The organism is Mesorhizobium tamadayense (assembly GCF_003863365.1).
GTDB classification, from domain to species: Bacteria; Pseudomonadota; Alphaproteobacteria; order Rhizobiales; family Rhizobiaceae; genus Mesorhizobium; species Mesorhizobium tamadayense.
Window position 1 is genome coordinate 147,591 of sequence record NZ_RQXT01000005.1, and the last position, 24,804, is coordinate 172,394.

Below are 24,804 nucleotides of genomic sequence, written 5' to 3' on the forward strand. Positions count from 1 at the left end.
CCCCTTTCGTTAACGCGTGCTTTTTACTTGAAGACCAGCAGCAGCGCGATGAGGAGCGAGAAGATGCCCAGAGCTTCGGTCACGGCGAAGCCGAAGATCAGGCGGCCGAACTGCCCGTCTGCAGCCGACGGATTGCGCAGGGCGCCCGAGAGATAGCTGCCGAAGATGTTGCCGAGGCCGATGCCCGCGCCGCCCATGCCGATGCAGGCGATACCAGCGCCGATAGCAGCTGCTGCAGTTGCGTCCATTTCAAAACTCCTGTGGTTTTTCGTAGTCGTTGCGGTTGGTACGTTGGGTAATGCTGGCGCCGGGGCGCCGGTGAAAATCGATCAGTGGCTCGGGTGCAGAGCGTCGTTCAGATACATGCAGGTCAGCACCGCGAAGACATAGGCTTGCAGGAAGGCCACCAGCAGTTCCAGCGCCGTCAGTGCGACCGCCATGGCGAGCGGCAGGACCGAGCCGGCGATGCCGACGGCGCCCAGCGCGCTGAGGCTGACGACGAAGCCCGAAAACACCTTCAGCGTGATGTGGCCGGCCAGCATGTTGGCGAAAAGACGAACCGAGAGGCTGACGGGACGCGAGACGAAGGAAATGACTTCGATCGCCACCACCAGCGGCAGAAGATAGACCGGCACGCCATGCGGCACGAACAGCTTGAGGAAGCCGAAGCCGTGCTTGGCGAAGCCGTAGACGACGACGGTGCCGATGACCAGCGCGGCCAGCGTGAAGGTGACGATGATGTGGCTGGTGACGGTGAAGAAATAGGGGAACAGGCCGATGAGGTTGGCGACAAGCACGAACATGAACAGCGAGAACACCAGGGGGAAGAACTGCATCCCCTGCTTGCCCGCCGCGTCGCGCAGCATGTTGCCGACGAACTCGTAGGCCATTTCCGACATCGACTGCAGGCGGCCCGGGACGAGGGCGCGGCTGGCGGTGCTCATGTAGAGGAAAGCGGAAGCGACGACGATCGTCACAACCATGAACAGAGAGGAGTTGGTGAAAGAGACGTCGTAGCCGCCGATATGAAGTGGGATGATCGGATGGATCTGGAACTGGTGGATCGGATCGACCTTGTCAGCAGCAGCCACTTTAAATCCCCGTCAAAGCCACAACCGGCTTCTTAAGTTTCCTTCGCGCCTTGCGGCGCCTCACTTCATTCCTTCGGCTCGCGCGGCGTGCCGCCCTGACCGAACTGCGCCGTTAGTCCCGCCGAACGCAGGACATTGAGTATACCGGCGCCAAAGCCCAGCAACAGGCCGACGATCAGACCCCAAGGCGCGGTTCCCGCCAGGCGGTCGATGATCCAGCCCAAGCCGACACCAACCACCACCCCGGCGATGAACTCGCTGGACAGCTTCAGTGCCTGACCGTAACTGGTCGCAGCGTTCGCTTCGTCTTTCCCCTCGAGCCGGTCCGTGCGTCTTGTCGCAAGCGTTGCTTCAAGCTCGCGCCGGCGGCGCTCAAGTTCGTCGTCGCGGATAGCGGCTTCATGCTGTTTGCCACGGCCGGTTTCTCCGGTTCCGTCTGGCCCTTTTTTGTCGGCCATCGCAACCCCCTGCCCGGGCAGACTATCACCGTCCGTCCGCTTCTAAAGTCGCCGGCAACATAGTTAGAGGGTCTGCGCCCGTCAAGCCACGTGCCGAACTTCGAAGCGGTGTATTTTTCTTTTTTAAATCAAAGACTTACTCAGGTGCGACATCGTGCCCGTCACGCCCGCGCGAGGACTCGGCGCGAATCCACGCGGCAAGCCGCGCCGATCGGTGCGCGCGGCGAGCGACAAGGAGCGTTGCGGCAGGCGTCGATAAGCGGCTCAGCTCGAGCGCCTAAGCGGCTCAGATCGAGCCGCCCAAACGGCTCAGCTCCAGCCGCCGCCATAGGTGCGGTAGAAGATATGCAGGCCGATCTTGGTCATGCGCTGCATGGCACGCGCCCAGCCGGGATGGACGTAGTTGGCGTAGTAATGCGTGGAGGATCCGACCTCGGGGATGAATATCTTGCCGGCGGTCACCGCCATGGCGACATCCTGGGCGGTCTTGTAGGCGACGGGATCGTTGATGCGCTTCTTCCTGCCGTCGCAGGCGAAGGAGAACTGGCAGCGGTTGAACCAGTTGTCGTTCTGGTAGACGACGCCGCAGATCGTCTTCGGATAAGTGGGGTTGCGGACGCGATTGAGGATCACCTGCGCCACCGCGGCCTGGCCCCGCACGGTCTCGCTGCGCGCTTCGAAATATATGCCCTTGGCGAGGCATTCCTGTTCCGGCCTGGAGAAGACGGCCGCCGGCAGCGGGTTCTGCATCCACGCGTGGTCGCCCTTGCCCATCGGCGGGATGAAGCGGCCGTCGTTCGGATCGTCCTGCAGCAGCGCCTCGAATGGCGAGGCCTTGGCATAGTCGGGCGCCGACTGGGCATAGGCGGTGGCGAGGATATCCGGCTTGTCATTGTTGACGAGGGCGACAAGGGCCGCCGGCAAGTCGGGATCGGGCTTCTGGTCCTCGCGGATGTGGAAAGCCTGGGCGATCTGGATTTCCTTGCCCTTGATGCCGGGCTTGGCGAAAGTGAGCTTCAGGCCGCTGTCCATCGTGGGACGGCGCAGCGAGGAGGTGCGCTCGAAGATCGAGCCGGCGCTGAAGTTCTTCGGCGGCGCAACGGGCGAGACCTGGACGAGGCGGCCCTTCTTGTCGGCGCGCACGACGCGGTCCTCATCGGGCGTGGCGCCGGCGACGCTGCCCTTGCCGCGGAAGGCCACCGTGCCGATGCCGGGCAGGTCCACGCCGGAGCCGGAGATCGAGCCCGTGGCGGCCGAATCGACGAACGGCATCTCGGCGGCGTGCACCGAGCCGGCGACGGACTTTTCCACATAGGCGTTCCAGCGGTGGTTCGGCGATTCCAGCCCGGACACGAGGCTCGCCATGTCCTGATAGGCGACGACCGACGGAAAGCCGACCCAAAAGCCGAGTCCCAGAACCAAAGGAGGAAGGAAGGAACGTTTTTTCGCAACGGCGTCGGCGACGAGCCGCATAAAAACGCGTCGATGCACGGAACTCTCCAGATACGCTACTGACCCCGGAGAGCCAAAATGAAGCATTAACCTTGATGGGGGGTTAACGGCATCGATCGTGTTTTTTTCATGTTGAAGGCAAGTTTCATGTTGAAGGCAAGCCGGCTTCCCACCGCTGTGGAAAGCCGGCCAAGAATCAGGCCGCGCGCAGGAAGATCGGCCATGCGGTCGCCGCGCAGATCGTCGCCGCGAGCCAGACGCCGGGCCATGCAAAGAGAATCAGCAGCCAGGGGATGGCGATCGGCACCAGGCAGAAGCCTACGAAGACAAGGGTATTGGCGAGGCTGAGCGCGGTGCCGACATGGCCGGCGCCGGCGAGCGTCGCAAGCTCGGTGTAGGCAACGCCATGCCAGGCCGAGACGGAGATGCCGGCCACGACCACCATGACGGGAACGAGCAGCATCAGCGCCGGCCGCGTGGCCGCCGCGATCACCAGCAGCCAGAGGACCAGGAAGGCCAGCGCGCTGAGAGCGCTGCAGACTCTCAGGAACGGCCGGCGGTTGCCGTGGCGGTCGGTGAAGCGGCCGCTCCAGACGCGCATCACCATGGCGCCGGTCTGCACGACGGCAAGGCTGGCGCTGGTCACCCATGTGCCCATGCCGGCGAAATCATGCAGGAAGACCGAGGCGAAGGTGAGCACCGCCACCTGCGGGAAGCAGAGCAGGCCGATGGCCGTCGATATGCGCCAGACCTCGATGTTGCGCAGCGGTGCCGGACCGCTCGCCGTGGCTGCGGCGTGAGCATCGCCTTGCGCCGGCGGCTCGTGCAGCCAGCGCCAGGCGAAGAAGGCCGAGAGCGCGGATAGTGCCGCAAGCAGGCCGAAGACCGCGGCAAAGCCCAAGGCCAGGGCAAGCGAAGGCAGGACGAGCGCGCCGAGCCCGCCGCCGAGCGGCACCGCCGTCTGCCTGACGCTCATGGCAAAGCCGCGCTCGCCTTCACCGAACCAGCCCATGATCGCGCGGCCGCTTGAGCCGTTGACGCTGCCGCCGAGCAGGCCGGCAACGAGCAGGCTTGCCGAAAGCAGCGTGACGCCGGGAACGGCCAGCTTCGTCGGCACGACGAGCATGGCCATGACGAGAAGCCATGCCGCCGTGGCGCCGAGCCCGGTCAAGAGCACGCGGCGGTCGCCCCAGCGGTCGGTGAGCACGCCCCAGGGCAGTTCGCTGAGCGCCACGCCGAGACCAAGCAGACCGAGCGCAAAGCCAAGCGCGGCATTATCGAGATGGTAGCCCTGGCGCATCACCACAGCGGTAGCCGGTATGCCCGAGAAGGTGGCGGAGAAGCCGGCATTGGCGGCAACGCCTATGCCCAGCACCTTCCAGCGATGGTTGGGTCCGAAGGTCCGGCCGGCTGGGGAGGCGGCGATATCTCGCCCGGGCGGTTGGCGATCGTTGCGGGTGACGATGGCTGACATGATTCCATTCCCGTTGCGCCGGTCGACCGGCTTGACGGGACGGATGTAGCGCCATAGCGTCATCCATAAAATCAGGAAGTTTTTGATCGATAATCCTGAAAATAAGGACTCTCCCATGCGACGCGTCACATTCAACCTCGACGCCCTCCGGACCTTCGTCACCGGCATGGAGTTGGGCAGCTTTGCCAGGGCGGCGGAAAGGCTCGGCCGCTCGACCTCCGCCGTCAGCGCGCAGCTGAAGAAGCTGGAAGAGCAGGCGGCGACGCCGATCTTCCGCAAGGCGGGGCGCGGGCTGGCGCTCACCGAGGCCGGCGAGACCATGCTCGGCTATGCGCGCCGGCTGATCGAGCTCAACGACGAGGCGTCATCCGCCATCAGGGACGTCGAGCTGGAAGGCTGGGTGCGGCTCGGCCTGCAGGAGGATTTCGGCGAAGCCGTGCTGCCGGAAGTGCTCGGCCGCTTCGCCCGCGCCCATCCCAGGGTTCGGATCGAAGCGCGGATCGGACGCAGCCACGAGCTTGCCGAGCGCATTCTCTCAGGCAGCCTCGACATCGCGCTCGCCTGGCACGACGGCACGACGCTGCCCTACAGCCGGCATGTCGCCGACGTGCAGGCGCGCTGGATCGGCCCGGCGAAACCGGTCGCGGCAGGCCCTCGCGACGGCGAAGCGCTGCCGCTGGTGGTGTTCGAGGCGCCCTGCCTGCTGCGCACCGTGGCGACCGAAACGCTCGACCAGGCCGGCCTCGCCTGGCGCATGGCCTTCTCCAGCCCCAGCCTTGGCGGCATCTGGGCAGCGGTCGCGGCCGGCCTTGGCCTGACGATCCGCACCGATATCGGCCTGCCCGCCAATGTCAGGGCGATCGCGCCCGGAGCGCTCGGGCTGCCGGCCCTGCCGAAGATGGCGCTGCATCTGCACCGGAGGGATGCTGAGCTTGACCCGGTGGCGGCGCGGCTGGCGGACATCCTGCTGCAGGCGGCGATGGAGGCGCTGCCGGAGGGTGCTGAGATGAAGGAGAAGCTGCTAAGCGCCGCGTGAACATCTTGGCGGTAGCCTATCGACTTCGTCCCTGGGCGGAGCAGGAGCGAAGCGACGCGGCGTAGACCATAGGATGACTGGACGAGTGTTGCCGCCCCAGATCTCAGCGCTTCTTCGCCCTGCCGGCGAAAGGATTTTCCGAAGTGCGCAGCGCGATGCGGATCGGCACGCCGGGCATGTCGAAGGCCTCGCGCAGGCTATTCGACAGGTAGCGGACATAGGATTGCGGCATCGCGTCCGGGCGCGAGCACGAGACGACGAAGCCCGGCGGGCGGGTCTTGGCCTGCGTCACATATTTGATCTTCAGCCGGCGGCCGGCGACGGCGGGCGGCGGATGATGCGCGAGGATCCCTTCCAGCCAACGGTTGAGCTTGCCGGTCGAGACGCGGCTGTTCCAGACCTTGTGCGTCTTGATGACGGCTTCCATCAGCCGGTCGAGGCCGCGCCCGGTCTCGGCCGAGACCGTCACCGCCTGGATGCCGCGCACCTGGGGAAGAAGCCGCTCGGTCTTCTCGCGCAGCTCGGCAAGAAGCTCCTGCGGGTTGTCGATCAGGTCCCACTTGTTGAAGGCTATCACCGGCGCGCGGCCCTCGCGGATGATGAGGTCTGCGAGCTGCAGATCCTGCTTCTCGAAGGGGATGGTGGCGTCGAGCATGATGATGACGATCTCGGCGAAGCGGATGGCGCGCAGGCCGTCCTGCACCGAGAGCTTTTCGAGCTTTTCCTGGACCTTGGCCTTACGCCGCATGCCGGCCGTGTCGAAGAGTTTTATCCGCCGGCCGCGCCAGTCCCAGTCGACCGAGATGGAATCGCGGGTGATACCGGCCTCCGGGCCGGTCAGCAACCGCTCCTCGCCGATCAGCGCGTTGATCAGTGTCGACTTGCCGGCATTGGGACGACCGACGACGGCGATGCGCAGCGGCTTGGTGTCGTCATAGGCGGGTTCGGCATCCGGATCGGCGACGTCCTCGCCGATCAGCACCTCGCTGGCGGCGATCTCGTCGCCCGCCTCGTCCTCGTCCTCGCCGAAGGCGCGCTCTTCGCCGAGCGCCGCAATCACCGCGTCGCGCAGGTCGGGCAGGCCCTGGCCATGCTCGGCCGAGACCGGGATCGGCTCGCCGAGACCAAGCTCCCAGGCCTCCAGCATGCCGCCCTGGGCGCCCCGCGCCTCGGCCTTGTTGGCGACCAGCACCACCGGCTTACCGGATTTGCGCACCACGTCAGCGAAGGTGCGATCGTCGGGCATCAGGCCGGACTTGGCGTCGACGGTGAAGAAGATCAGATCGGCCTCGCGGATGGCGATCTCGGTCTGCTGGCGCATGCGGCCCGGCAGCGTCGTGGCCGCCGCGTCCTCGAAGCCGGCGGTGTCGATGACGTCGAAGTGCAGGTCGTAGAGCTTGGCGGCGTGCACGCGACGGTCGCGCGTCACACCCGGCGTGTCGTCGACAAGCGCCAGCTTCCTTCCCACCAGCCGATTGAAAAGAGTAGATTTGCCGACGTTGGGCCGGCCGATGATGGCGACTTTAAAACCCATCCGAGGTCACGATGCGTTGCCCGACCCACGGATCAGTTCGGACATCAACGTCGCCCGCTGGCGCGCGTTGCGCGGGGCGCCGTCATCCGAAGCGATCTGGTCGAATAGTTTGAGCGCGTCCGCCGACTTGCCTTCCTTCCAGGCGGCAAGGCCGAGCGCCTCGCGCGCCGAGCTGCGCAGCGGGTTGGTGTCGGCGGTGAGCGCCTCGACCCGGCTGGAGACATCGGCAAACGAGCCGTGGTCGACCAGCAGCAGCGCCGCCCTCAGCCGCGCCATATCGCGGATGCCGGCGGGAATGGCGCTGTCGGCGGCGACCTCGTCGAAATCCTTGACGGCGGCATCGACGTCGCCCTTGTCGGCCTTGACGGTCGCGGCGCGCATGCGGGCGAGCAGCGGATAGGCGCCGTAGCCATCCTTTCCCAGCTGATCGAGAGCGGCGATCGCCTCGTCGTTCTTGCCGTCATTGGCGAGCTTCAGCGCCTGCGAGAAGGCGTCGCCCGAACGGTTTGCGCGGGTCTCGTCCCAGTAGCGGTAGCCAACGAAGGCGGCGGTGCCGACCACCACAAGGATGGCCAGGCCAAGCAGGGCCGGACCAAAGCGATCCCACAGCGCCTGCGCCTGCTCGCGACGAATCTCTTCGTTCACTTCGCGGATAAAACTGTCGTCCGACATCAATCAAAAACCATTGCGGCCCAGGACGGGGCGCTTCTTGAGCCCGCGTTTTAGCGAAATTTTAGCCGCATGGAAGGGGTGCTGCCGGAAAATCGGAGGGACAAGCTGAAGCGGCTCCAAGACTGCCCGGAACGCATCGATGCCACATTTGGGCGATAGCCGGCTTCCCGACACCCCGAAAGATTCCCGAAAAGTTGCCAATGCCACCTTTGTTCCGTGTCCTTGCGTTCGGTCTCGCGTCGCTTGCCTCCGTTGCCGCCGCCTTCGCCGATCCGCCCAAGCCGCTTGAGCCCGTCGCGGCGAAGCCAAAGCAGATCGTGCTTATCTCCTTCGACAGCGCGCGCGAGATCTCGCAATGGGAGCGCAGCCGCGCGCTGGCGAAACGCACCGGCGCGCATTTCACTTATTTTCTCTCATGCGTCTTCCTGCTCTCGCCGGATACACGCAGCGAGTACACGGCACCCGGCAAGGGCGCCGGCAAATCGAATATCGGCTTTGCCGCCTCCAGGCAGGAGGTGGCGGACCGGCTGGAACAGATCCGGCTCGCGGCCGCGGAAGGCCACGACATCGGCAGCCATGCCTGCGGCCATTTCGACGGCAAGGACTGGAGCAAGGCCGACTGGCTGGCCGAATTCTCCGCGTTCCGGCGCATCCTTGAGAATGCCTACGCGCTCAACGGCATTTCGCCCGAGCCGGCTGGCTGGCGCGATTTCGCACGCCATGCCGTGAACGGTTTTCGCGCGCCGTACCTCTCGACCGACAAGGCGCTTTACGAAGCGCTGCCCGCGGCCGGCTTCGAGTACGACGCTAGCGGGGTTTCGCCAGGCCCTGCCCTGCCGCCGACCAAGAACGGCGTCATGCGCTTTGCGCTGCCGCTGATTCCGGAAGGGCCGAAAGCCAAGCCGGTGGTCGCCATGGACTACAATCTCTATGTCCGCCATTCGGGCGGCTTCGAGAAGCCGTCGCAGGCAGGCGAGTTCGCCGACCGCGCCTACCGGGCGTTCCGCGGCGCTTTCGATGCGCAATACAACGGCAAGCGACTGCCGCTCGAGCTCGGCTTCCACTTCACGCAAATGAACAACGGCGCCTATTGGGACGCGCTGGAGCGCTTTGCCAGCGATATCTGCGTCCTGCAGCAGGTCGAGTGCATCAGCTTCCGCGATTATGTCGCGCGCCTGCGCTCTGATCAAAAACAGGCTGTGGTGGGCGGCTGAGCCGCCCACTTTTCTCCGACAACATCAGGCCGGATCGAATTCCTTCGCCTGGCGCTCGATGAAACGGCGGTCGATGTCCGGCAGCGGTTCGCCTTTGATCGTGGCTTCGAACGCGCGCAGGCGCTTGTGGACCGACAGAAGTTCGACAATCGTCGACCAGGAATTGACGAGATACTGGAACGAACTCGTCACTTGCGAGAACGCCGAACTGATCTGGTTGATGAGACCCAGCGTTAACGTTCCGGCGATCATCGAAGGAACCATCAGGAAGTAGGGGAAGACAGTATTGGTCTGCAAATAAAGATAGCGGACCACGTTGAAATAGACATAATGGAAATAGAGTCGGAAGTAATTATGACGCACGTTTTCAAACAATTCGGAAACAGTCGCCGGCTGTGCCCGGGACGGATCGTCCTCACCATAAACGAGTTCCTTGCGGTAGGCGGCCTCTACGCGCTGGTTGCGGAATTGCAAACCGGGAAGCTTTATACCTGCGGCGGCGATGCATACGGTGCCGAAGATTGCCCAGAAGATCGCAGCCAGAACAAGCGGCTGCGGAACCTGTCCGACGAATGGCAACACCGTGATGTGCTTGGAGTAGCCGAGCAGAATCGGCATGAAGGCGATTAGCGTCATTATGGAATCGACGAAGCTCGTGCCGAGATCTTCCATGATCCGGGAGAACCGCATCGTGTCCTCCTGCACGCGCTGGGCAGCGCCCTCGATCTGGCGCAGTCTAGGCCAATGCGACATGTAGTAATTGTTCATTGCGGTGCGCCAACGAAACACCCAGTGGCTGACAAAGAAGTTCGTCAAAACCAGCACGGTAACGGCCACGAGTGCGATACCTAGGAAGGTTATTATCTGCGCGTAAAGATCACTTTCTGTCGCCTGAACGCTTTTGCTCACGATGCCCTGAATCAGATCCCAAAACGGCCCATACCAGGCATTGATCGCGACGCTTACCTGCACTTGGAAATAGGTTGTAAACAGGATCAGAGAACTGCCAAGAATCGACCAGCGAGCCCACGGGTGCGGGGAATACACATGCCAGAAGGCGTGAAAGGCCAGCACCCCAAGCGCAAAATAGATGTAGAACCAAAGGAATGGAGCCGACCAGAACACCGAAACGCCGATGATGGGCGGCGCTTCAGCAGCGGCGGGAGGCAATCCGATGAAGGCGCCAAGCTGCGCGCCGCCCAGAAACCATACGGCCACCATGACCGCACTCCATAAGACCGCCGAGGTGAAAAACAGCTTCGGCTGCGGGAAGAAGGATACGAACACTGTGACGGGTTTCCTCGGTCTGACCGCAAATCAGCGGCGTTGCTGTTCGGCAGGCATAAGCTCACACATTAGTTGGAAAGAAAATGCCTGCCCGCTGCCCGGTACCGAGCAAAACCATAATCATGGCGATTTTGGTGCAGCCGACCAGGCGATGACGCCGGAAGCGAGCAGCGCGGCGGCCGCCATCACCGAAGCAAGCACGTAATTCCCCGCGGCCTGAGCGAGCAGACCGGCGGCGATCGGGCCGATGATCTGGCCGAGGCCGAAGGCGGCCGTCATCACCGCGAAGATGCGGCGCGGCGCCTGCGGCGCAAGCCGCCTCGCCGTCTGCAGGCCGAGCGCGGTGATGGCGATGAAGGTGCCGCCGAGAAGCACGCCGGCGAGCAGCGGCCCGGTGAACCCTTTGACGACGACGCTGGCGGTGACGCCGACCACCTCGACCAGGCAGCTTACGGCATAGGCCGTGTAAAGCCCGGTCCTGCTGGCGAGCTTCTGCCAGAACCAGGTCGATGGAAAACCGGCAAGGCCGGCGACCATCCAGACGGCGGCCTCGAAGACCCGCCCGCCGCCGCCCTGGCGAACGATGGCGACCAGGAAAGTCGCCGTCACCACATAACCAAAGCCGAACAGCCCGTAGGCGACGATCATCTTTGCCAGCGACCTGTCCTTGGGCAGCGCCGGCTCGCGACCGTCGACGCCATTGGCAGGCGTGACCGAGCCGGCGAGCAGCGCGACAACGAGAAGGCCAACTGCCGAAAGCGCTCCGGACCAAAGCCAGCCAGCGGCCCAGCCAGCGTGTTCTGTGACGAGAATGGCGAGCAGCACCGAGGATCCTGCGATGCCCAGCCCGACACCGCCGAAGTGCAGCGCCTGCAGGTCGCCGCGGCCGGCGGCGGCAAGATGGCTGAAGAGGATCGAGGCCATGAACACCATGACGAAGGCGCTTGCGAGGCCGGCAAGGAAGCGGATGACGATGAATGCCGCCATCGTCTCGTTCAGCCCCATGAGCCCGGCGAGCACGGCACTGGCGGCAAGGCTGACGAACATCAGCAGGCGCTCGCGGCCGTGCGCCCAGCCGCCTGCCGCGGCGAGCGCGCCGATCAGGTAGCCGAGATAGTTGGCGGAGGCTATCCAGCCGGCGTCGGCCGGCGTCAGGTGCAGCTCCTCCATCATGCCGGGCAGGATCGGCGTGTAGACGAAGCGGCCAATGCCCATGGCGACGGCAAGCGCGACCATGCCGGCGATAGCGAGGCGCAAGGGGGATGGCGGGGCGTTCATTGCAGCGCAACATAAGTGCGCGCGCAGGCGAAACAATGCGTTTGTGTTGGGCCAGTTCGGCTCAGGCGGCTTTCAGCGGCAGGCCGTCTCGTAAGCCGTGCGGTGCGCGGTCAGCCGGAACGGCATGTCGCCTAGCTCGCGCTCCGACATCGTGTCGAGCACTGGATGCGACAGCGGATCGACGACCCAGCGGGCGACCTCGCCGTCATCGGGCCGAACCTGTCTCGGCTCGGCGCCGGAAAGCCCCTTCAGCAAAGATAAAATCTTCATCGGATTGCCTCCAAGGTCTAGCTTGTCTTGCTAAAATCCGCCCTTTCCCGCCAAGTTTCAATTGAGATTTCGGTCCTGCCGGTTTAGAAAAACTGAATGGCTATGCTGAACCGCGTCCATCTCAACGGCCTGCGCGCCGTCGAAACCGTCGCCCGGCTGGGCTCGCTCGCGGCTGCGGCCGGCGAGCTCAACGTCTCGGTCAGCGCCGTCAGTCAGCAGATCAAGCGCACCGAAAAGCAGCTCGGCCAAGCGCTGTTCGAGCGGACGCCCGGCGGCCTGGTGCCGACGGAATTCGGCGCCATCTTCACCGCGCGGCTGAGCGCCGGCTTCCGTGAGCTCGCGCAGGCGGTGGCGCTCGCCGACGAGGCGAGCGAATGCACGCTGGTGGTTTCGGTGGCGCCGGCCTTCGCCTCGAAATGGCTGCTGCCCAGGCTGTCGCGGCATTTCGCCCGCCACCCGAACGTTTTGCTGCGGATCGACGCTTCGGCTCGTATCGCCGACCTCGACCATTCCGACATCGATATCGCCATCCGGCTTGGCGACGGCAAATGGCCGGGCGGCCGGGCAGAGCTTCTGCTGGCGCAAGAGGTGTTTCCGGTCTGCGCGCCGTCGATCGCCGCCAAGCTGAAATCGATTGACGACCTGGCGCAGACCTGCGCCATCACCGACGAACGGGCGATGATCAGCTGGGACAGCTGGTTCGAGGCGGCGGGCGTCGAGCCGGTCACCTTCCTCAAGGGCGCGCGCTTCACCGATCCGATGCTTTGCCTGGAATCGGCGATCGCCGGCCACGGCGTGATGCTCGCCTGGCAATTGCTGACCGCCGATGCGCTGGCCGACGGACGGCTGGTCGCGCCCTTCGGCGTGCGCGCGCAAAGCGGGCTCGGCTATTGGCTGGTGACATCGGCCACGAAGAGCGAGAGCCGCAAGGTGCGCGACTTCAAGGCCTGGATCCGCGAGGAGATCGAAGCGACCATGGCGCAGTTCAGGGCGTTGGACAACGCCGCCTGACCCAGTCGATCGCAGTGGAAAGGCCAAGCTCGCCGGTCTATGTAAGGGCCAGACCCCAACATAACGGCAGGCAGGATCATGACCACACATTCGCGCGGTGTCTCGGCAACCATCGACCCGGTGAAGCTCGACAGGCTGGCCGAGGTCGCCGTCAAGGTCGGGCTGCAGCTGCAGCCGGGACAGGACTTGGTGCTGACCTCGTCCATCGCGGCGCTGCCACTGACCAGGCGCATCGTCGAGCATGCCTACAAGGCCGGCGCCGGGCTGGTGACGCCGATCTTCAACGACGACGAGATCACGCTGGCGCGCTTCCGCTACGGCGCCGACGCCGGCTTCGACCGCGCCGCCGGCTGGCTCTATGAAGGCATGGCAAAGGCCTTCTCCAACAATGCGGCGCGGCTCGCGGTGCGCGGCGAGGATCCCTCGCTGCTGTCGGCGCAGGACCCGGCCAAGGTGTCGCGCGCCAACAAGGCGAACTCGATGGCCTACCAGCCGGCGCTGGAGAAGATCACCGGCTTCGACATCAACTGGAACATCGTCGCCTATCCCGATCTTGCCTGGGCTAGCCAAGTGTTCCCGGGCGAGCCCGACGACGTCGCGGTTGCGAAGCTCGCCGACGCCATCTTCGCGGCCTCGCGCGTGGACGTCGAGGATCCGATCGGCAACTGGAAGGCGCATAACGCCGCCTTGGCCGAGCGCACGAAATGGCTGAACGAGCACAATTTCCACGCGCTGCATTTCACCGGGCCCGGCACCGACCTGACCGTCGGACTGGCTGAGGGCCATGAATGGATGGGCGGCGCCTCGACGGCCAAGAACGGCATCACCTGCAACCCGAACATCCCGACCGAGGAGGTCTTCACCACGCCACATGCCTCGCGGGTCGAAGGCCACGTCTCCTCGACCAAGCCGCTCTCCTATCAGGGCACGCTGATCGACGAGATTTCGGTCCGCTTCGAGGGCGGGCGGATCGTCGAGGCCAAGGCCTCGAAGGGCGAGGATGTGCTGAAGAAGGTGCTCGACACCGACGAGGGCGCGCGCCGGCTCGGCGAGGTGGCGCTAGTGCCGCATTCCTCGCCGATCTCGAAGAGTGGGCTGTTGTTCTTCAACACGCTGTTCGACGAGAATGCCGCCTGCCACATCGCGTTGGGGCAGTGCTATTCCAAGTGCTTCGTCAACGGCGCCTCGCTCAGCCAGGACGAGATCGCCGAGCGCGGCGGCAACAAGAGTTTCATTCACATCGACTGGATGATCGGCTCGGACAAGATCGACATCGACGGCCTGGCCAAGGACGGCCGCCGCGTGCCGGTCATGCGCAAGGGCGAGTGGGCCTGAGAGAACTGATTGTCTTGCGCAATTCCGGGCGGAGAACCGCTGCACGCTTTTCCTGGAATTGCTTGGCAAGGGAGGCGTGATGGCCTTCGACCTGGCGGTGAAGCGCATCTACGAGGCGCCCGAGAAGACCGACGGCCAGCGGGTGCTGGTGGACCGCATCTGGCCGCGCGGTGTTGCCAAGAAGGACGCCGAGCTGGCGCTCTGGCTGAAGGAAATCGCGCCGAGCGAGGAACTGCGCAAATGGTTCGGGCATGACCCCGGGCGCTGGCTAGAATTCCAGAAGCGGTATCGCGCGGAGCTTGAGCACAACGAAGAGGCGGTAGCGCAATTGCGAGGGCTGCTGCGCGAGGGCAAGGTGACGCTGCTCTATGGGGCGCATGACGAGGCGCACAACAACGCAGTGGCGCTGGCTGGATATTTGCGAAGGGCGTGACCTCTCGTTCGTCACCTCGGGCTTGACCCGAGGATCCATGCCGTGACCTCCGCCGAAGGATGCAGCGGAGAAGAATCTGCACCCGTTGCAACTCTCAAAGGTCGCGGCATGGATCCTATGGTCTGCGCCGCGTCGCTCCGCTCCTTGCTCCGCCATCGGATGACGATGCCACGGAGGCTGCGCCCTACCCAACCGCTTCCTGATAAACCTCCGGCTTGAACCCAACCAGAATACGCTCGCCGACTTCCAGCACCGGGCGCTTGATCATCGTCGGCTTGGCGAGCATCAGCGTCTTGGCCTTCTTCTCGTCGAGCGCTTCCTTGTCCTTCTCGGACAACTCGCGAAAAGTCGTGCTTGCCTTGTTGAGGAGCTTTTCCCAGCCGATCTTGCCGACCCAGCCATTCAGCCTCTGCGCCTCGATCCCTTCGGCCCGGTAATCGTGGAAGCGGTAAGCGACGTCATGGCTCTCCAGCCAGACGCGCGCCTTCTTGATCGTGTCGCAGTTGGTGATGCCGTACATGACGATCGTCAAACTCAGACCTCGGGCGGATGGGATTGCGAATCTGAGCGAACGTAAGCCTGCCTCTGCCGCTTTGCCAGCGGGACTATGTGAAGACGATTTGACGCGCCCATGGCGGCCGAGGCGTCATCCTGGCCGCCATGCCGGTTGCCAACCGTGCAGCGACATGCGCTGGCTGCTGGTTTTAGGCCTCAATAGTAGAAGCGCTCTTCGCTGATCTTGCCGTTCCTGACCGTGTAGAGGCCGACCTCATCAATGGTGGTGCGCTCGCCAGTGGCCTTGGGCGTTATGTCGAACTTGAAGCGCAATGCGAATTGATCGCCATTGACGTAGGGGCCATCAATCGAACCGCCATGAACTTCGTTGTTCGCCTGCCACCACTCACCCTTCTGCCTCACAGCTTCCTTTCCCCGGCAGACATCGTTCGGCCCTTCCATGGCTTCATAACTGACGATGTCGTCGGCATTGTACTTTGCAGCGGCGCTTGCGCTGTCGCCCTGCCTGAGCATCTCGGTGAAATCCTTGGCAATTTCCGCAATGGTCATGACTTCCTCCCTTTAGGCGCAATGCAAGTAGGGCGCCGCCTGCCGGCCTGCCACCGCCGGCCTGCTTGTAGCTGACACCTCGTGTCAGGATGCTCGCGGCTGGAGCATTACGCCGCGGCGATCACGGAACTCAAGTGGCAGACAGCGCCGGCACCTTCGGAACTGATACGTCAATAACACCCGCGCTCGATGGCGAGCCGGCGCACCAGCGCCAGCACGCTGTCGATGGTCGGCGTCGGTTGGCCGGTCAAGCGGCCGAGCTCCTGCACGGCGCCCACCAGCGCGTCGATCTCCATCGGGCGGCCGCGTTCGAGATCCTGCAGCATCGAGGTCTTGTGCTCGCCGACAGCGCCGGCGCCCTTGATGCGCCGGTCGACGGCGATGGGGAAGCGCACGCTGAGGCGCTCGCCGATCGCCTGCGCCTCGATCATCATGGAACGGACGACAGCGCGCGTGCCTTCATCGGCGACGATCGCTGCAAGCGTGCTGCCGGTGAGCGCCGAGATCGGGTTGAAGGAGAGATTGCCCCAGAGCTTCACCCAGATCTCCGAGCGTATATCCTCGCGCACAGGCGCCTGCAGCCCGGCCTTGACCAGTTCGCGCGCGAGCGCTGCGACACGATCGCTCTTCTCGCCGGAAGGCTCGCCGAGCGAAAAGCGCGTGCCCTCGACATGGCGGATCAGGCCTGGCGCATCGACCTCGACGGCCGGATAAACGACGGAGCCGATGACGCGCTCTGGCCCGATACGCTCCCAGATCGTGCCGCCGGGATCGACTGCAGTAAGTCGCGTTCCTTCGAGCGCGCCGCCGGCCCTGTGGAAATACCACCAGGGCACGCCGTTCTGCATGGTGACGACGGCGGTCCCCTCGCCCAGCAGCGGCTCGATCTGGCCGAGCGCCGGCGCCAGCGAATGCGCCTTCAGCGCCAGCACGACATAGTCCTGCGCGCCAAGCTCATCGGCCCGCGCCGCGGCCCTCACCCGTGCCACCGTTTCCTTGCCGTCCTCGATCAGGCGAAGACCGCCGGCCTTGATCGCTTCGAGATGCGCGCCGCGCGCCACGATCGACAGATCGACCCGGCCGGCGATCGTCAGCTTGGCGGCGAGGTAGCCGCCGATCGCGCCCGCGCCAAAGACGGTAATGCGCATCAGCCGAGACCGAGCTTTACCGCAAGGCCGATGCGCTGCAGCTTGCCGGTGGCGCCCTTCGGAATCTCGTCCAGGATCACCACCTTGCGCGGCACCTTGAAGTCGGCGAGCCGCATGGCCGCAAAACCGCGGATATCGGCCTCGCTGGCGCTCTGGCCTTCGCGCAGCACGACAGCGGCCGCGACCTCCTCGCCGAGCTTGTCATGCGGCATGGCGAAGGTGACCACCTGCGCCACCGCCGGATGGTCCATCAGCACGCCGTCGACCTCGAGCGGCGAGATTTTCTCGCCGCCGCGATTGATGATCTCCTTCAGCCGCCCGGTGACGCGCAGGTAGTTGTCTTCGTCGAGCATGCCCTGGTCGCCGGTGTGGAACCAGCCATGGGCGAAGGCGCTGGCGTTGGCGTCCGGGTTCTTCTCGTAGCCGGCGGTGACGTTCGGGCCACGAATGACGATCTCACCGATCTCGCCGGGTTCGAGCAGCCGTCCGTCGGGCGCCATGATGGCCACTTCCGGCCCGGCGGCCGCGCCGACGCTGCCGGGCTTGCGCTGGCCGGGCGGCAGGCGGTTGGACGCCATCTGGTGCGCGGCTTCGGTCATGCCATAGGATTCGATCACCGGGCAGCCGAAGGTCGCTTCGAGTTCCGCCATCACCTGCGCGGGCAGGGATGCGGAGGACGAGCGGATGAAGCGCAGCTTTGCCTCGGCGAGCTGCCCGGGATTGCGCGCGGCGCGCGGCAGGATCGCCTGGTGCATGGTCGGCACCGCCGTGTACCAGCTCGGCTTCGCCTCGGAGAGCCACTGGAAGAAGCGTAGCGCGTTGAAGCCCGGCGTGCAGAAGACGCTGCCGCCGGCGGCAAGCGAGGACAGCACTGCCGCGATCAGGCCGTGTATGTGGAACAGCGGCATGATGTTGAGGCAGCGATCCCCAGCAGTCAGGCCGAGCGTTGCGCCGATATGCGCGGCCGAAGCAGCAAGGTTGGCGTGACTGAGCGGCACCAGTTTGGGACGCGAGGTGGTGCCTGAGGTGTGCAGCAGGAGTGCGGTGTCGCCATCCTCGGCCAATCCGGACGCGAGCGGCGGCCCGACCGGGTCGCCCTCGATCCTGAAGACGCCGGCCGGCGCGCCATCCGGCACGATCAGCCGCAGCACCGGGATGCCAAGGCGTTCGGCAACCTCGACCGAGGGACCTGCCTCATCCTTGCCAACGAGGATCGCCTTGACGCCGATATCGCTCAAATAGAAATCGAGCTCGTCGGCGCGGTAGGCCGGATTGAGGGGTGCGGTGGAAGCGGCCGCGGCCACCGCGATGAAGGCCGTCGCCATCTCCGGGCCGTTCGGCAGCACGATGGCGACGCGGTCGCCACGGCCGATGCCAAGCGCGTTGAGCCGCGCCGCGGTCTCGCCAATCAGCCGGCGCAGCCCGCCATGCGACAGGGCTGTCCGTTCAGGCGCCGCGATTGCCGGAGCGTCTTCGGCGCCGGGAGCAAGACGATGGGCAACGTCGATGGGATTTTCGCTTCTTGTCATGGTTCCAGACTATGTTTCGAACGATCGGCCGATGTCCAGCAACAGGCTGCTCAATATCCAAGCGCCAGGCCGTCCTTGCGCGGATCCGAGGCGCCGGTCAGAGTGCCTTTTTCCCAATCGATGAGCACCGCCTGCCCGCCGCCAAGCGGGTGGTCGGGCTCCACCACCTGATGGCCACGGCGGCGCAGGCCTTCAACCGCATCCGCGCGAACGCCGCGCTCGGCTTCCACGACGTCGTGGTTGTAGAAGACGCGCGCTGCATCCAGCGCCTGCTGCGGATCCATGCCGAAGTCGATCATGTTGGTCAAAAGATGCACATGGCCGAAAGGCTGGTAGCCACCGCCCATGACGCCGAAGGGCATCACCGCGCGGCCGTTCCTGGTCATCATGCCCGGCATGATCGTGTGCATCGGCCGCTTGCCCGGCGCTATTGCGTTCGGATGCCTCGGATCGAGCCGGAAGCTCGAGCCGCGGTTCTGCAGGACGACGCCGGTCTTCGGGCCGACGATGCCACTGCCGAAGGAATAATAGGTCGAGTTGATGAAGCTCACCGCATTCAAGTCGCGGTCGACGACAGAGATGTAGACAGTGTCGCTGCCCGGTAGGTCGAGGCGCGGCAATCCGGTCATGGCGCGCTGCGGGTCGATGGCGGCCCGCAACCGGGCGGCATAAGCGGCGGAGAGCAGTTCCTCCACCGGCACCGCGACATGATCCTGGTCGGCAATGAGGTTGTCGCGATCGCGATAGGCCAGCCGCCCCGCCTCGATCTCCAGATGCAGTCTTTCCGCGCCATTCGGGTCGAGCGCGCCGAGGTCGAAGCCTGACAGCACGTTCAGCATCAACAGCGCGGTCAGCCCTTGATTGTTCGGCGGCATCTGGTGGATGTCATGGCCGCGATAGGAGGTGCTGATCGCGGTCCTGTAATCGCCCTTGGTCGCGGCGAAGTCGTCGAGCGTATGCAGGCCGCCGAGTTCACGAAGCCGTCCGACAATATCCTCGGCCACCGCGCCTTCGTAGAAACCGGCACGGCCCTTTTTGGCGATGGTGCGCAGCGCCTCCGCCAGTTCCGGCTGGCGGTGCACGTCGCCGGCCTTCGGTGGCTTGCCGCCAGGCAGGAAGATGCGCGACGCCACCTCGTCGGCCGACAGGTCGGTCTCCGGGTCCTCCCAGTCGAAAGCGACGCGGTCATGCACGACATAGCCGTTCTGCGCGTAGTGGATGGCCGGAGCGAGTGCGTCGGCGATGCCCTTGCGGCCGTGATCTTCCAGAAGACGGCACCAGGCGTCGACCGCGCCGGGAACGGTCACTGCATGCGGGCCCTGCTTCGGCAATTCGCTGAAGTCATGCTCGCGATACCAGTCGACCGTAGCGGCCTGGGGCGCGCGCCCCGAGCCGTTGAAGGCGATCACATTGCCATCACCCTTCGGGCAATAGAGGACAAAACAGTCGCCGCCGATGCCGGTCGACTGCGGCTCGACCACCGCCTGCACGGCGGCCGCGCAGACGGCCGCATCCATGGCATTGCCGCCGGAGCGCAGCATCTCGATGGCGGCAAGTGTGGAGAGCGGATGCGAGGTCGCGGCCATGGCTTCGGTGGCGCGGACCGGCGAGCGGCCTGGGAACTGGAAATCACGCATGGGTATCCCTGTATTCAACGTCCGCGGCCGAAAAGCTGGGCGGCGGACAACAAGACGATCGATAGCACGATCAGGCAAGTCGAAATGGCGGCAATCGTCGGGTCGATCTGATCGCGTAGCGCATTGAACATGCGGCGCGTCAGCGTCGTGGTCTCGCCGCCCGAGATGAAGAGTGAGACCACCACCTCGTCGAAGGAGGTGATGAAGGCAAACAGCGCGCCCGATACGATCGAGAAGCGCAGCTGCGGCATCGTCACCTGGAAGAAGGCGGGGAAACGCCCTGCGCCGAGGCTGCGCGCCACCATCTCCTGGTTCATGTCGTAGGACCTCAGGCCGGAAAGCACGGTGAGCACGACCAGCGGCAGCGCCTGCACGGTGTGGGCGATGACGAGGCCGGTCAGGGTGTTGTTGAGGCCGATGCGGGCATAGAGGAAGAAGGTGCCGATTCCGATCAGGATGACCGGGATGATCAGCGATGCGGTGAGCAGCGCGTTGATCGCGCCGGTCAGCCGCAGCGTTCCGGCATTGATGGCATAGGCGGCTGCGGTGCCGAGCGGCGTCGCCACGATCGCCGTCATCACCGCCACCTTGATCGACACGATGGTCGCGTCGCGCCATTCGACGGAGCCGAAATAGCTTTCGTACCAGCGCAGCGACCATTGCTGCGGCGGGAACTGCAGCAGCGTCGAGCCGGAGAAGGACATGATGACGATGATCACCGAAGGGGCGATCAGGAACAGCATGACAAGACCGCCCAGCAGGTAGAGCCAGAGGCGTTGCCAATGCGAGATGGGCAGGCTGCTTTCCGTGCTCATCGCGAACTCCAGACGCCGGTGGCGCGCGCGCCGAGCAGCCACTGGAAGAGACCGAGCAGCGCCAGCGTGACGGCAAGCAGCACGACGCCGAGAGCCGCGCCCGCGCCCCAGTTGGAATAAAGGCTGGTGGCCTGCTCGATGCGCATCGCCCACATGATGACCTTGCCGCCGCCCATCAGCGCCGGCGTGACGAAGAAGCCGAGGCAAAGCACGAAGACGATGACCACGCCGGAGGCAAGGCCGGGCTGCGACAGCGGGAAGAAGATCTGCCGGAAGGTGGCGGCGGGGCTGGCGCCGAGATTCATGCCGGCGCGCAGGCAGTCGACGTCGATGGTCTTCATCGAGGCGTAGAGCGGCAGCACCAGGAACGGCAGCATGATGTGGGTCATGCCTATGACGACGCCGGCGAAATTGTTGGCGAGCGGCAGCGGCTGGCCGATGACGCCGAGGTCGATCAGCCAGCTGTTGACCAGGCCCCTGCGCTGCAGGATGACCAGCCAGGCGTAGGTGCGCACCAGCACCGAGGTCCAGAACGGCAGGATGACGAAGATCAGGCAGATCGAGGCCGCGCGTCGCGGCAGCTGCGACAGCATATAGGCCAGCGGATAGCCGAAGAGCACGCTGGCACCGGTGACGGCGAAGGCCACCTTGAAGGTGGTGGCGAAGGTCCTGATGTAGGACGCCTGCTCGAAGAAACGCGCGTAGTTGGCGAGGCTGAGTTGACCGGTCTGGTCGAAGAGCGAAAGCCAGAACAGCCAGCCGATCGGCACGATGATGACGGCAAAGACCAGGAACAGCCCGGGCGACAACAACGCAAGCAGCCCCAACGCCTGGCGCCTGGCATCGGCGCGCAGCGCATCGGCGTTCAGGACAGCGTCCGGCCTGCCGGCACGGTCGAGGCTGACGGACCCTATGCTCATTGATCCGCCACCAGCACGATATCCTGCGCGTCGATGCCGAGCGTGATCGGCTCGCCCGGCGCCGGCAGCTTCGCCAGCACGTCGGAACGGCAATAATCGCGCAGCGTCACCTGGCGGCCGTCTTGGAGTGTTGCGTAGCAGATGAAACTGTCGCCTTGGTAGATGACGTCGCCGACGATTGCCGGCAGCATGTTGAGGGCGCCTGCCTGTTCCGCGTCGGTGACCAGCCGCAGTGTTTCCGGCCGCACCACCATCAGATGCCGGCCGGCGGACGGCGCCGGATCGTTCATGCGAAGTTTCCTGTCCTCATACCAGACGCTGCCATTGCGGCATTCGACCGGGATGAAGTTGGATTCGCCGATGAAGCCGGCGACGAACTTCGTCTTCGGCCTGGCGTAGAGAGCCTCCGGCTGGTCGATCTGCTCGATGCGGCCGGCGTTCATGACCGCGATGCGGTCGGACATCGTGATCGCCTCGCGCTGGTCATGCGTGACGTAAACCGTCGTCATGCCGAGCCGGCGGTGCAGGGTGCGCAATTCGATCTGCATGTGCTCGCGCAAGCCTTTGTCGAGCGCCGACAACGGCTCGTCCATCAGCACGATACGCGGCTCGAAGACGATGGCGCGGGCGAGCGCCACACGCTGGCGCTGGCCGCCGGAAAGCTGGTCGACGCGGCGTTCGCCCAACCCCTGCAGGCGCACGAGGTCGAGCGCCTTCGCCACACGCTCTCTGGTATCGGCCGCCGAAACGCGCCGCTGCTTCAGCGGAAAGGCGACGTTGTGGAAGACGTTCATGTGGGGAAAGAGCGCATAGTTCTGGAACACCATGCCGATGTTGCGCTTGTGCGGCGGCATGGTGATGATCTCTTCGCCGCCGACCTTGACGCTGCCGGCATTGGCCCGCACGAAGCCCGCGAGGATCATCAGCAGCGTCGTCTTGCCCGACCCCGACGGGCCGAGCAGCGTCAGGAACTCTCCCGCGGCGACATCGAGCGAGAGATCGCTGAGGATGGAGACAGCGCCGAAGCGCTTCTCGATGCCATGGATGCCGATGGGAAGCGCGGACGGCGCAAGAGACAAGAGCATCTCCTTCAACTCCGGATCGTTGTCGGGAGCGGAGCGACGTTCGGCGCGCCGCTCCGACAGTCTGTTGTCACGCAATTCCGGACGGAAAACCGCTGCGCGCTTTTCCTGGAATTGCTTAACCTACTGCTGGATCAGGTTGTTGAACTTCTCGGTCGCCTCGACGAGGTTGTCGCGCCAGAACTCGGGATCCTGCAGCACCTGCTTCTTGACGTTCTCCGGCGCAGAATTGATGTCCTTGATCCGCTCCTGCGGGATCTTGCCGGTCTCGAAGGCCTTCTCGTTGGCCGGGCCGTTGTCGACATAGAGCGGCAGGTTGGCCTGAAGATCAGGGCTGACGAACTTGGCCAGCGCCTTCATGGCGAGGTCCTTGTTCTTCGAGCCTTTCGGGATGACCATGCAGTCGGCGGTCAGCACGCCCTGGTCGAAGGAGAAGCTCACCGGCGCGCCTTCCTTCCTCAAAGTGCCGGCGCGGCCGTTCCAGATGCTGGCCATATCGACCTCGCCGTCCTTGACGAGCTGCATGGCCTGCGCGCCGGAGGTCCACCAGGCGTCGATGTGACCGCGAACCTTGTCGACGGATTGCAGCGCGCCGTCGATGTCTACCGGATAGACCTTGTCGATCGGAGTGCCCTTGGCGAGCGCGGCGACGCTCAGCGTCTCCGTCGCCTGGCTGCCGGAGAGCGCGCGGCGGCCCGGAAACTTCTCGACATCCCAGAAATCGGCCCAGCTCTTGGGACCTTTGTCGCCGAAAACATCCGTACGGTAGATCAGCACGACGGAGGTATAGGAGATGCCCACCCAGTCGTCATGAACGAGCTTGGGGTTGATGCCGCTCTTGTCGATGACGTTGTAGTCGAGCTTCTCGAACAGGCCTTCTTTGGAACCCCGCGCGCATTCGTCGGCGCCAAGCTCGGTGATGTCCCATTTGACGGCATTGCCGGTGACCTGCAGGCGCACGTCGTCGAGGCCGTTGGTGGTGTCCTGCTTGATGGTGATGCCGAGCTCCTTGGCTGTCGGATCGAAGAAGGCCTTGGTCTGCGCCTCCTGATAGGTGCCGCCCCATGAGGCGACAGTGATGGTGTCCGCGGCCGATGCCGGAACAGCGACCGAGGCCAGCAGGCCGGCAATGGCCGGGCCGTGAATGCAAAATCCCTTCGTCATTTTCGCTTCTCCAACCGGTGTTCCCGTTATCGTTTGATTTGGTATGCGAATTTGTATACAATTTTGAGTGTAATCCGCCGGAAGCCGATGTCAACATGGGTCGTGACCGGGCAGACGTTTTTTCGCGGCGGGAAATGGAGGCGTCAGTTAGACTGCGAATCCATGAACGGCACCGTTGGAGGCGGGACGCTTGAGCAAGGAACGGAAAAACACGCTGCGCGACTCGGTGTTCGAGAAGCTGAAGGCGATGATCATCACCGGGCAGATCCCGCCCGGCTCCCGCGTCACGGAGGCCGACATGGCCGAGCGCCTTAAAGTGAGCCGCACGCCGGTTCGCGAAGCCTTCAACCGGCTGGAGCGCGACGGTCTGGTGATCGGGCGTCCGCGCCAGGGCTATGTGGTCGCCGAGTTCAACCTGACTATGTTCCGCGAGGCCTTCGATATCCGCGAGCTGCTCGACGGGCGCGCGACCGAACTGGCGGCGGCCAACGCGACCGCCGCCGACAAGGTTCGGCTGCGCGAGATGCTCGCCGAATGCGAGCGGCTGGCGGCAATCCCCGACCGCAGCACCAGGGAGAAATTCGAGGAGTTGCAGGTCGGCATCGACCTGCATCGGGTGATCGCCGAAATCAGCGGCAACGAGATGCTGCACGGCATGCTCTGCGGCATACTCGACAAGTGCCAGCAATATGTGTGGACGGAGCTTCTGTGGCTTGACGAGTGGAAGCTCACCCGCGAGGAGCATGCCGGGATCGTCGACGCGATCTGCGCCGGCGATGTCGCTTTAGCCGGCGAGCGCGCCCGCGCGCATGTGCGCGGATCGCGCGAGAACATCCTTCGCCTTCTGCAGGCCAAATCCGACTACCAGGGGTTTTTCGCCAAGGCGTCGTGAGTGCTCT

The 24,804-nt window shown here is 64.7% G+C and carries 25 protein-coding genes; 6 read left to right on the forward strand and 19 right to left on the reverse strand.

Annotated elements, in window-relative coordinates; all coding sequences use genetic code 11:
* Positions 1-23: 23 nt before the first annotated feature.
* The 5 genes from EH240_RS06405 to EH240_RS06425 form a co-directional block, all read right to left on the reverse strand.
* Complete coding sequence (locus EH240_RS06405; RefSeq protein WP_027164582.1) at positions 24-248, reverse strand: F0F1 ATP synthase subunit C; 225 nt, start codon at positions 246-248, stop codon at positions 24-26.
* A gap of 81 nt (positions 249-329) precedes the next feature.
* Positions 330-1,091, reverse strand: a complete 762-nt coding sequence (locus EH240_RS06410; RefSeq protein ID WP_124996567.1) for a F0F1 ATP synthase subunit A — start codon at positions 1,089-1,091, stop codon at positions 330-332.
* Positions 1,092-1,156: 65 nt separating this feature from the next.
* Positions 1,157-1,549 carry an AtpZ/AtpI family protein gene (locus EH240_RS06415; RefSeq protein ID WP_124996568.1) on the reverse strand — a complete coding sequence of 131 codons (393 nt, stop codon included), beginning with the start codon at positions 1,547-1,549 and terminating at the stop codon, positions 1,157-1,159.
* Between the two features lie 309 nt (positions 1,550-1,858).
* The gene (locus tag EH240_RS06420; RefSeq protein WP_124996569.1) at positions 1,859-3,040 is read right to left on the reverse strand and encodes a cell wall hydrolase; all 1,182 of its coding nucleotides are present in this window, start codon (positions 3,038-3,040) and stop codon (positions 1,859-1,861) included.
* Positions 3,041-3,197: 157 nt separating this feature from the next.
* The gene (locus EH240_RS06425; protein WP_124996570.1) at positions 3,198-4,475 is read right to left on the reverse strand and encodes an MFS transporter; all 1,278 of its coding nucleotides are present in this window, start codon (positions 4,473-4,475) and stop codon (positions 3,198-3,200) included.
* A 115-nt stretch (positions 4,476-4,590) separates the two neighbouring features.
* On the opposite strand from EH240_RS06425, the gene EH240_RS06430 reads away from it, so the two are divergent.
* The gene (locus tag EH240_RS06430; RefSeq protein ID WP_124996571.1) at positions 4,591-5,511 is read left to right on the forward strand and encodes a LysR substrate-binding domain-containing protein; all 921 of its coding nucleotides are present in this window, start codon (positions 4,591-4,593) and stop codon (positions 5,509-5,511) included.
* A gap of 103 nt (positions 5,512-5,614) precedes the next feature.
* On the opposite strand, the gene der is transcribed toward EH240_RS06430, so the two are convergent.
* Both der and EH240_RS06440 read right to left on the reverse strand, forming a co-directional pair.
* Positions 5,615-7,045, reverse strand: a complete 1,431-nt coding sequence (gene der, locus EH240_RS06435) for a ribosome biogenesis GTPase Der (protein WP_124996572.1) — start codon at positions 7,043-7,045, stop codon at positions 5,615-5,617.
* A 6-nt stretch (positions 7,046-7,051) separates the two neighbouring features.
* Entirely contained in the window at positions 7,052-7,717 is a 666-nt protein-coding gene (locus tag EH240_RS06440) for a tetratricopeptide repeat protein (protein WP_124996573.1), read from the reverse strand.
* 200 nt (positions 7,718-7,917) lie between these two features.
* Here EH240_RS06440 and EH240_RS06445 point away from each other — a divergent pair, with 200 nt between their 5' ends.
* Positions 7,918-8,931 (forward strand): polysaccharide deacetylase family protein, encoded by a 1,014-nt coding sequence (locus tag EH240_RS06445; protein ID WP_124996574.1) that lies wholly within the window; start codon positions 7,918-7,920, stop codon positions 8,929-8,931.
* 24 nt (positions 8,932-8,955) lie between these two features.
* Here EH240_RS06445 and sbmA read toward each other — a convergent pair whose 3' ends face one another.
* The 3 genes from sbmA to EH240_RS06460 all read right to left on the reverse strand — a co-directional run bounded on the left by sbmA (position 8,956) and on the right by EH240_RS06460 (position 11,766).
* A complete protein-coding gene (gene sbmA / locus EH240_RS06450; protein ID WP_124996575.1) occupies positions 8,956-10,218 on the reverse strand; it encodes a peptide antibiotic transporter SbmA in 1,263 nt (420 codons plus the stop codon).
* Between the two features lie 120 nt (positions 10,219-10,338).
* Positions 10,339-11,496 carry a YbfB/YjiJ family MFS transporter gene (locus tag EH240_RS06455; protein ID WP_245435846.1) on the reverse strand — a complete coding sequence of 386 codons (1,158 nt, stop codon included), beginning with the start codon at positions 11,494-11,496 and terminating at the stop codon, positions 10,339-10,341.
* A gap of 72 nt (positions 11,497-11,568) precedes the next feature.
* A complete protein-coding gene (locus EH240_RS06460) occupies positions 11,569-11,766 on the reverse strand; it encodes a hypothetical protein (protein WP_124996576.1) in 198 nt (65 codons plus the stop codon).
* 96 nt (positions 11,767-11,862) lie between these two features.
* Between EH240_RS06460 and EH240_RS06465 the strand changes: the two genes are divergently transcribed.
* The 3 genes from EH240_RS06465 (at position 11,863) to EH240_RS06475 (ending at position 14,545) form a co-directional block, all read left to right on the forward strand.
* Entirely contained in the window at positions 11,863-12,777 is a 915-nt protein-coding gene (locus EH240_RS06465) for a LysR substrate-binding domain-containing protein (RefSeq protein WP_124996577.1), read from the forward strand.
* Positions 12,778-12,855: 78 nt separating this feature from the next.
* Entirely contained in the window at positions 12,856-14,112 is a 1,257-nt protein-coding gene (locus EH240_RS06470; RefSeq protein ID WP_124996578.1) for an aminopeptidase, read from the forward strand.
* A 79-nt stretch (positions 14,113-14,191) separates the two neighbouring features.
* Positions 14,192-14,545, forward strand: a complete 354-nt coding sequence (locus EH240_RS06475; RefSeq protein ID WP_124996579.1) for a DUF488 domain-containing protein — start codon at positions 14,192-14,194, stop codon at positions 14,543-14,545.
* 184 nt (positions 14,546-14,729) lie between these two features.
* Here EH240_RS06475 and EH240_RS06480 read toward each other — a convergent pair whose 3' ends face one another.
* From EH240_RS06480 to EH240_RS06520, 9 genes are all read right to left on the reverse strand, one after another.
* Positions 14,730-15,077: an ArsC family reductase gene (locus EH240_RS06480; RefSeq protein ID WP_124996580.1), complete on the reverse strand. Its 348-nt coding sequence runs from the start codon at positions 15,075-15,077 to the stop codon at positions 14,730-14,732.
* Between the two features lie 179 nt (positions 15,078-15,256).
* On the reverse strand, positions 15,257-15,610 hold the full coding sequence (locus EH240_RS06485) for a nuclear transport factor 2 family protein (protein ID WP_124996581.1): 354 nt from the start codon (positions 15,608-15,610) through the stop codon (positions 15,257-15,259).
* A gap of 170 nt (positions 15,611-15,780) precedes the next feature.
* Entirely contained in the window at positions 15,781-16,758 is a 978-nt protein-coding gene (locus EH240_RS06490; protein ID WP_124996582.1) for a 2-dehydropantoate 2-reductase, read from the reverse strand.
* On the reverse strand, positions 16,758-18,287 hold the full coding sequence (locus EH240_RS06495) for an acyl--CoA ligase (protein ID WP_124996583.1): 1,530 nt from the start codon (positions 18,285-18,287) through the stop codon (positions 16,758-16,760). Before EH240_RS06495 ends, EH240_RS06490 begins: the two co-directional genes overlap by 1 nt.
* A 50-nt stretch (positions 18,288-18,337) precedes the next feature.
* On the reverse strand, positions 18,338-19,924 hold the full coding sequence (gene ggt, locus EH240_RS06500) for a gamma-glutamyltransferase (protein ID WP_124996584.1): 1,587 nt from the start codon (positions 19,922-19,924) through the stop codon (positions 18,338-18,340).
* A 14-nt stretch (positions 19,925-19,938) separates the two neighbouring features.
* Complete coding sequence (locus EH240_RS06505; protein WP_124996585.1) at positions 19,939-20,739, reverse strand: ABC transporter permease; 801 nt, start codon at positions 20,737-20,739, stop codon at positions 19,939-19,941.
* The gene (locus tag EH240_RS06510) at positions 20,736-21,659 is read right to left on the reverse strand and encodes an ABC transporter permease (protein WP_124996586.1); all 924 of its coding nucleotides are present in this window, start codon (positions 21,657-21,659) and stop codon (positions 20,736-20,738) included. Before EH240_RS06510 ends, EH240_RS06505 begins: the two co-directional genes overlap by 4 nt.
* Complete coding sequence (locus EH240_RS06515) at positions 21,656-22,738, reverse strand: ABC transporter ATP-binding protein (protein WP_124996641.1); 1,083 nt, start codon at positions 22,736-22,738, stop codon at positions 21,656-21,658. The genes EH240_RS06510 and EH240_RS06515 overlap by 4 nt, the downstream gene beginning before the upstream one ends.
* A gap of 126 nt (positions 22,739-22,864) precedes the next feature.
* Positions 22,865-23,905: an ABC transporter substrate-binding protein gene (locus tag EH240_RS06520; protein ID WP_124996587.1), complete on the reverse strand. Its 1,041-nt coding sequence runs from the start codon at positions 23,903-23,905 to the stop codon at positions 22,865-22,867.
* 190 nt (positions 23,906-24,095) lie between these two features.
* On the opposite strand from EH240_RS06520, the gene EH240_RS06525 reads away from it, so the two are divergent.
* Complete coding sequence (locus EH240_RS06525) at positions 24,096-24,797, forward strand: GntR family transcriptional regulator (protein ID WP_167483946.1); 702 nt, start codon at positions 24,096-24,098, stop codon at positions 24,795-24,797.
* Positions 24,798-24,804 lie beyond the last annotated feature (7 nt).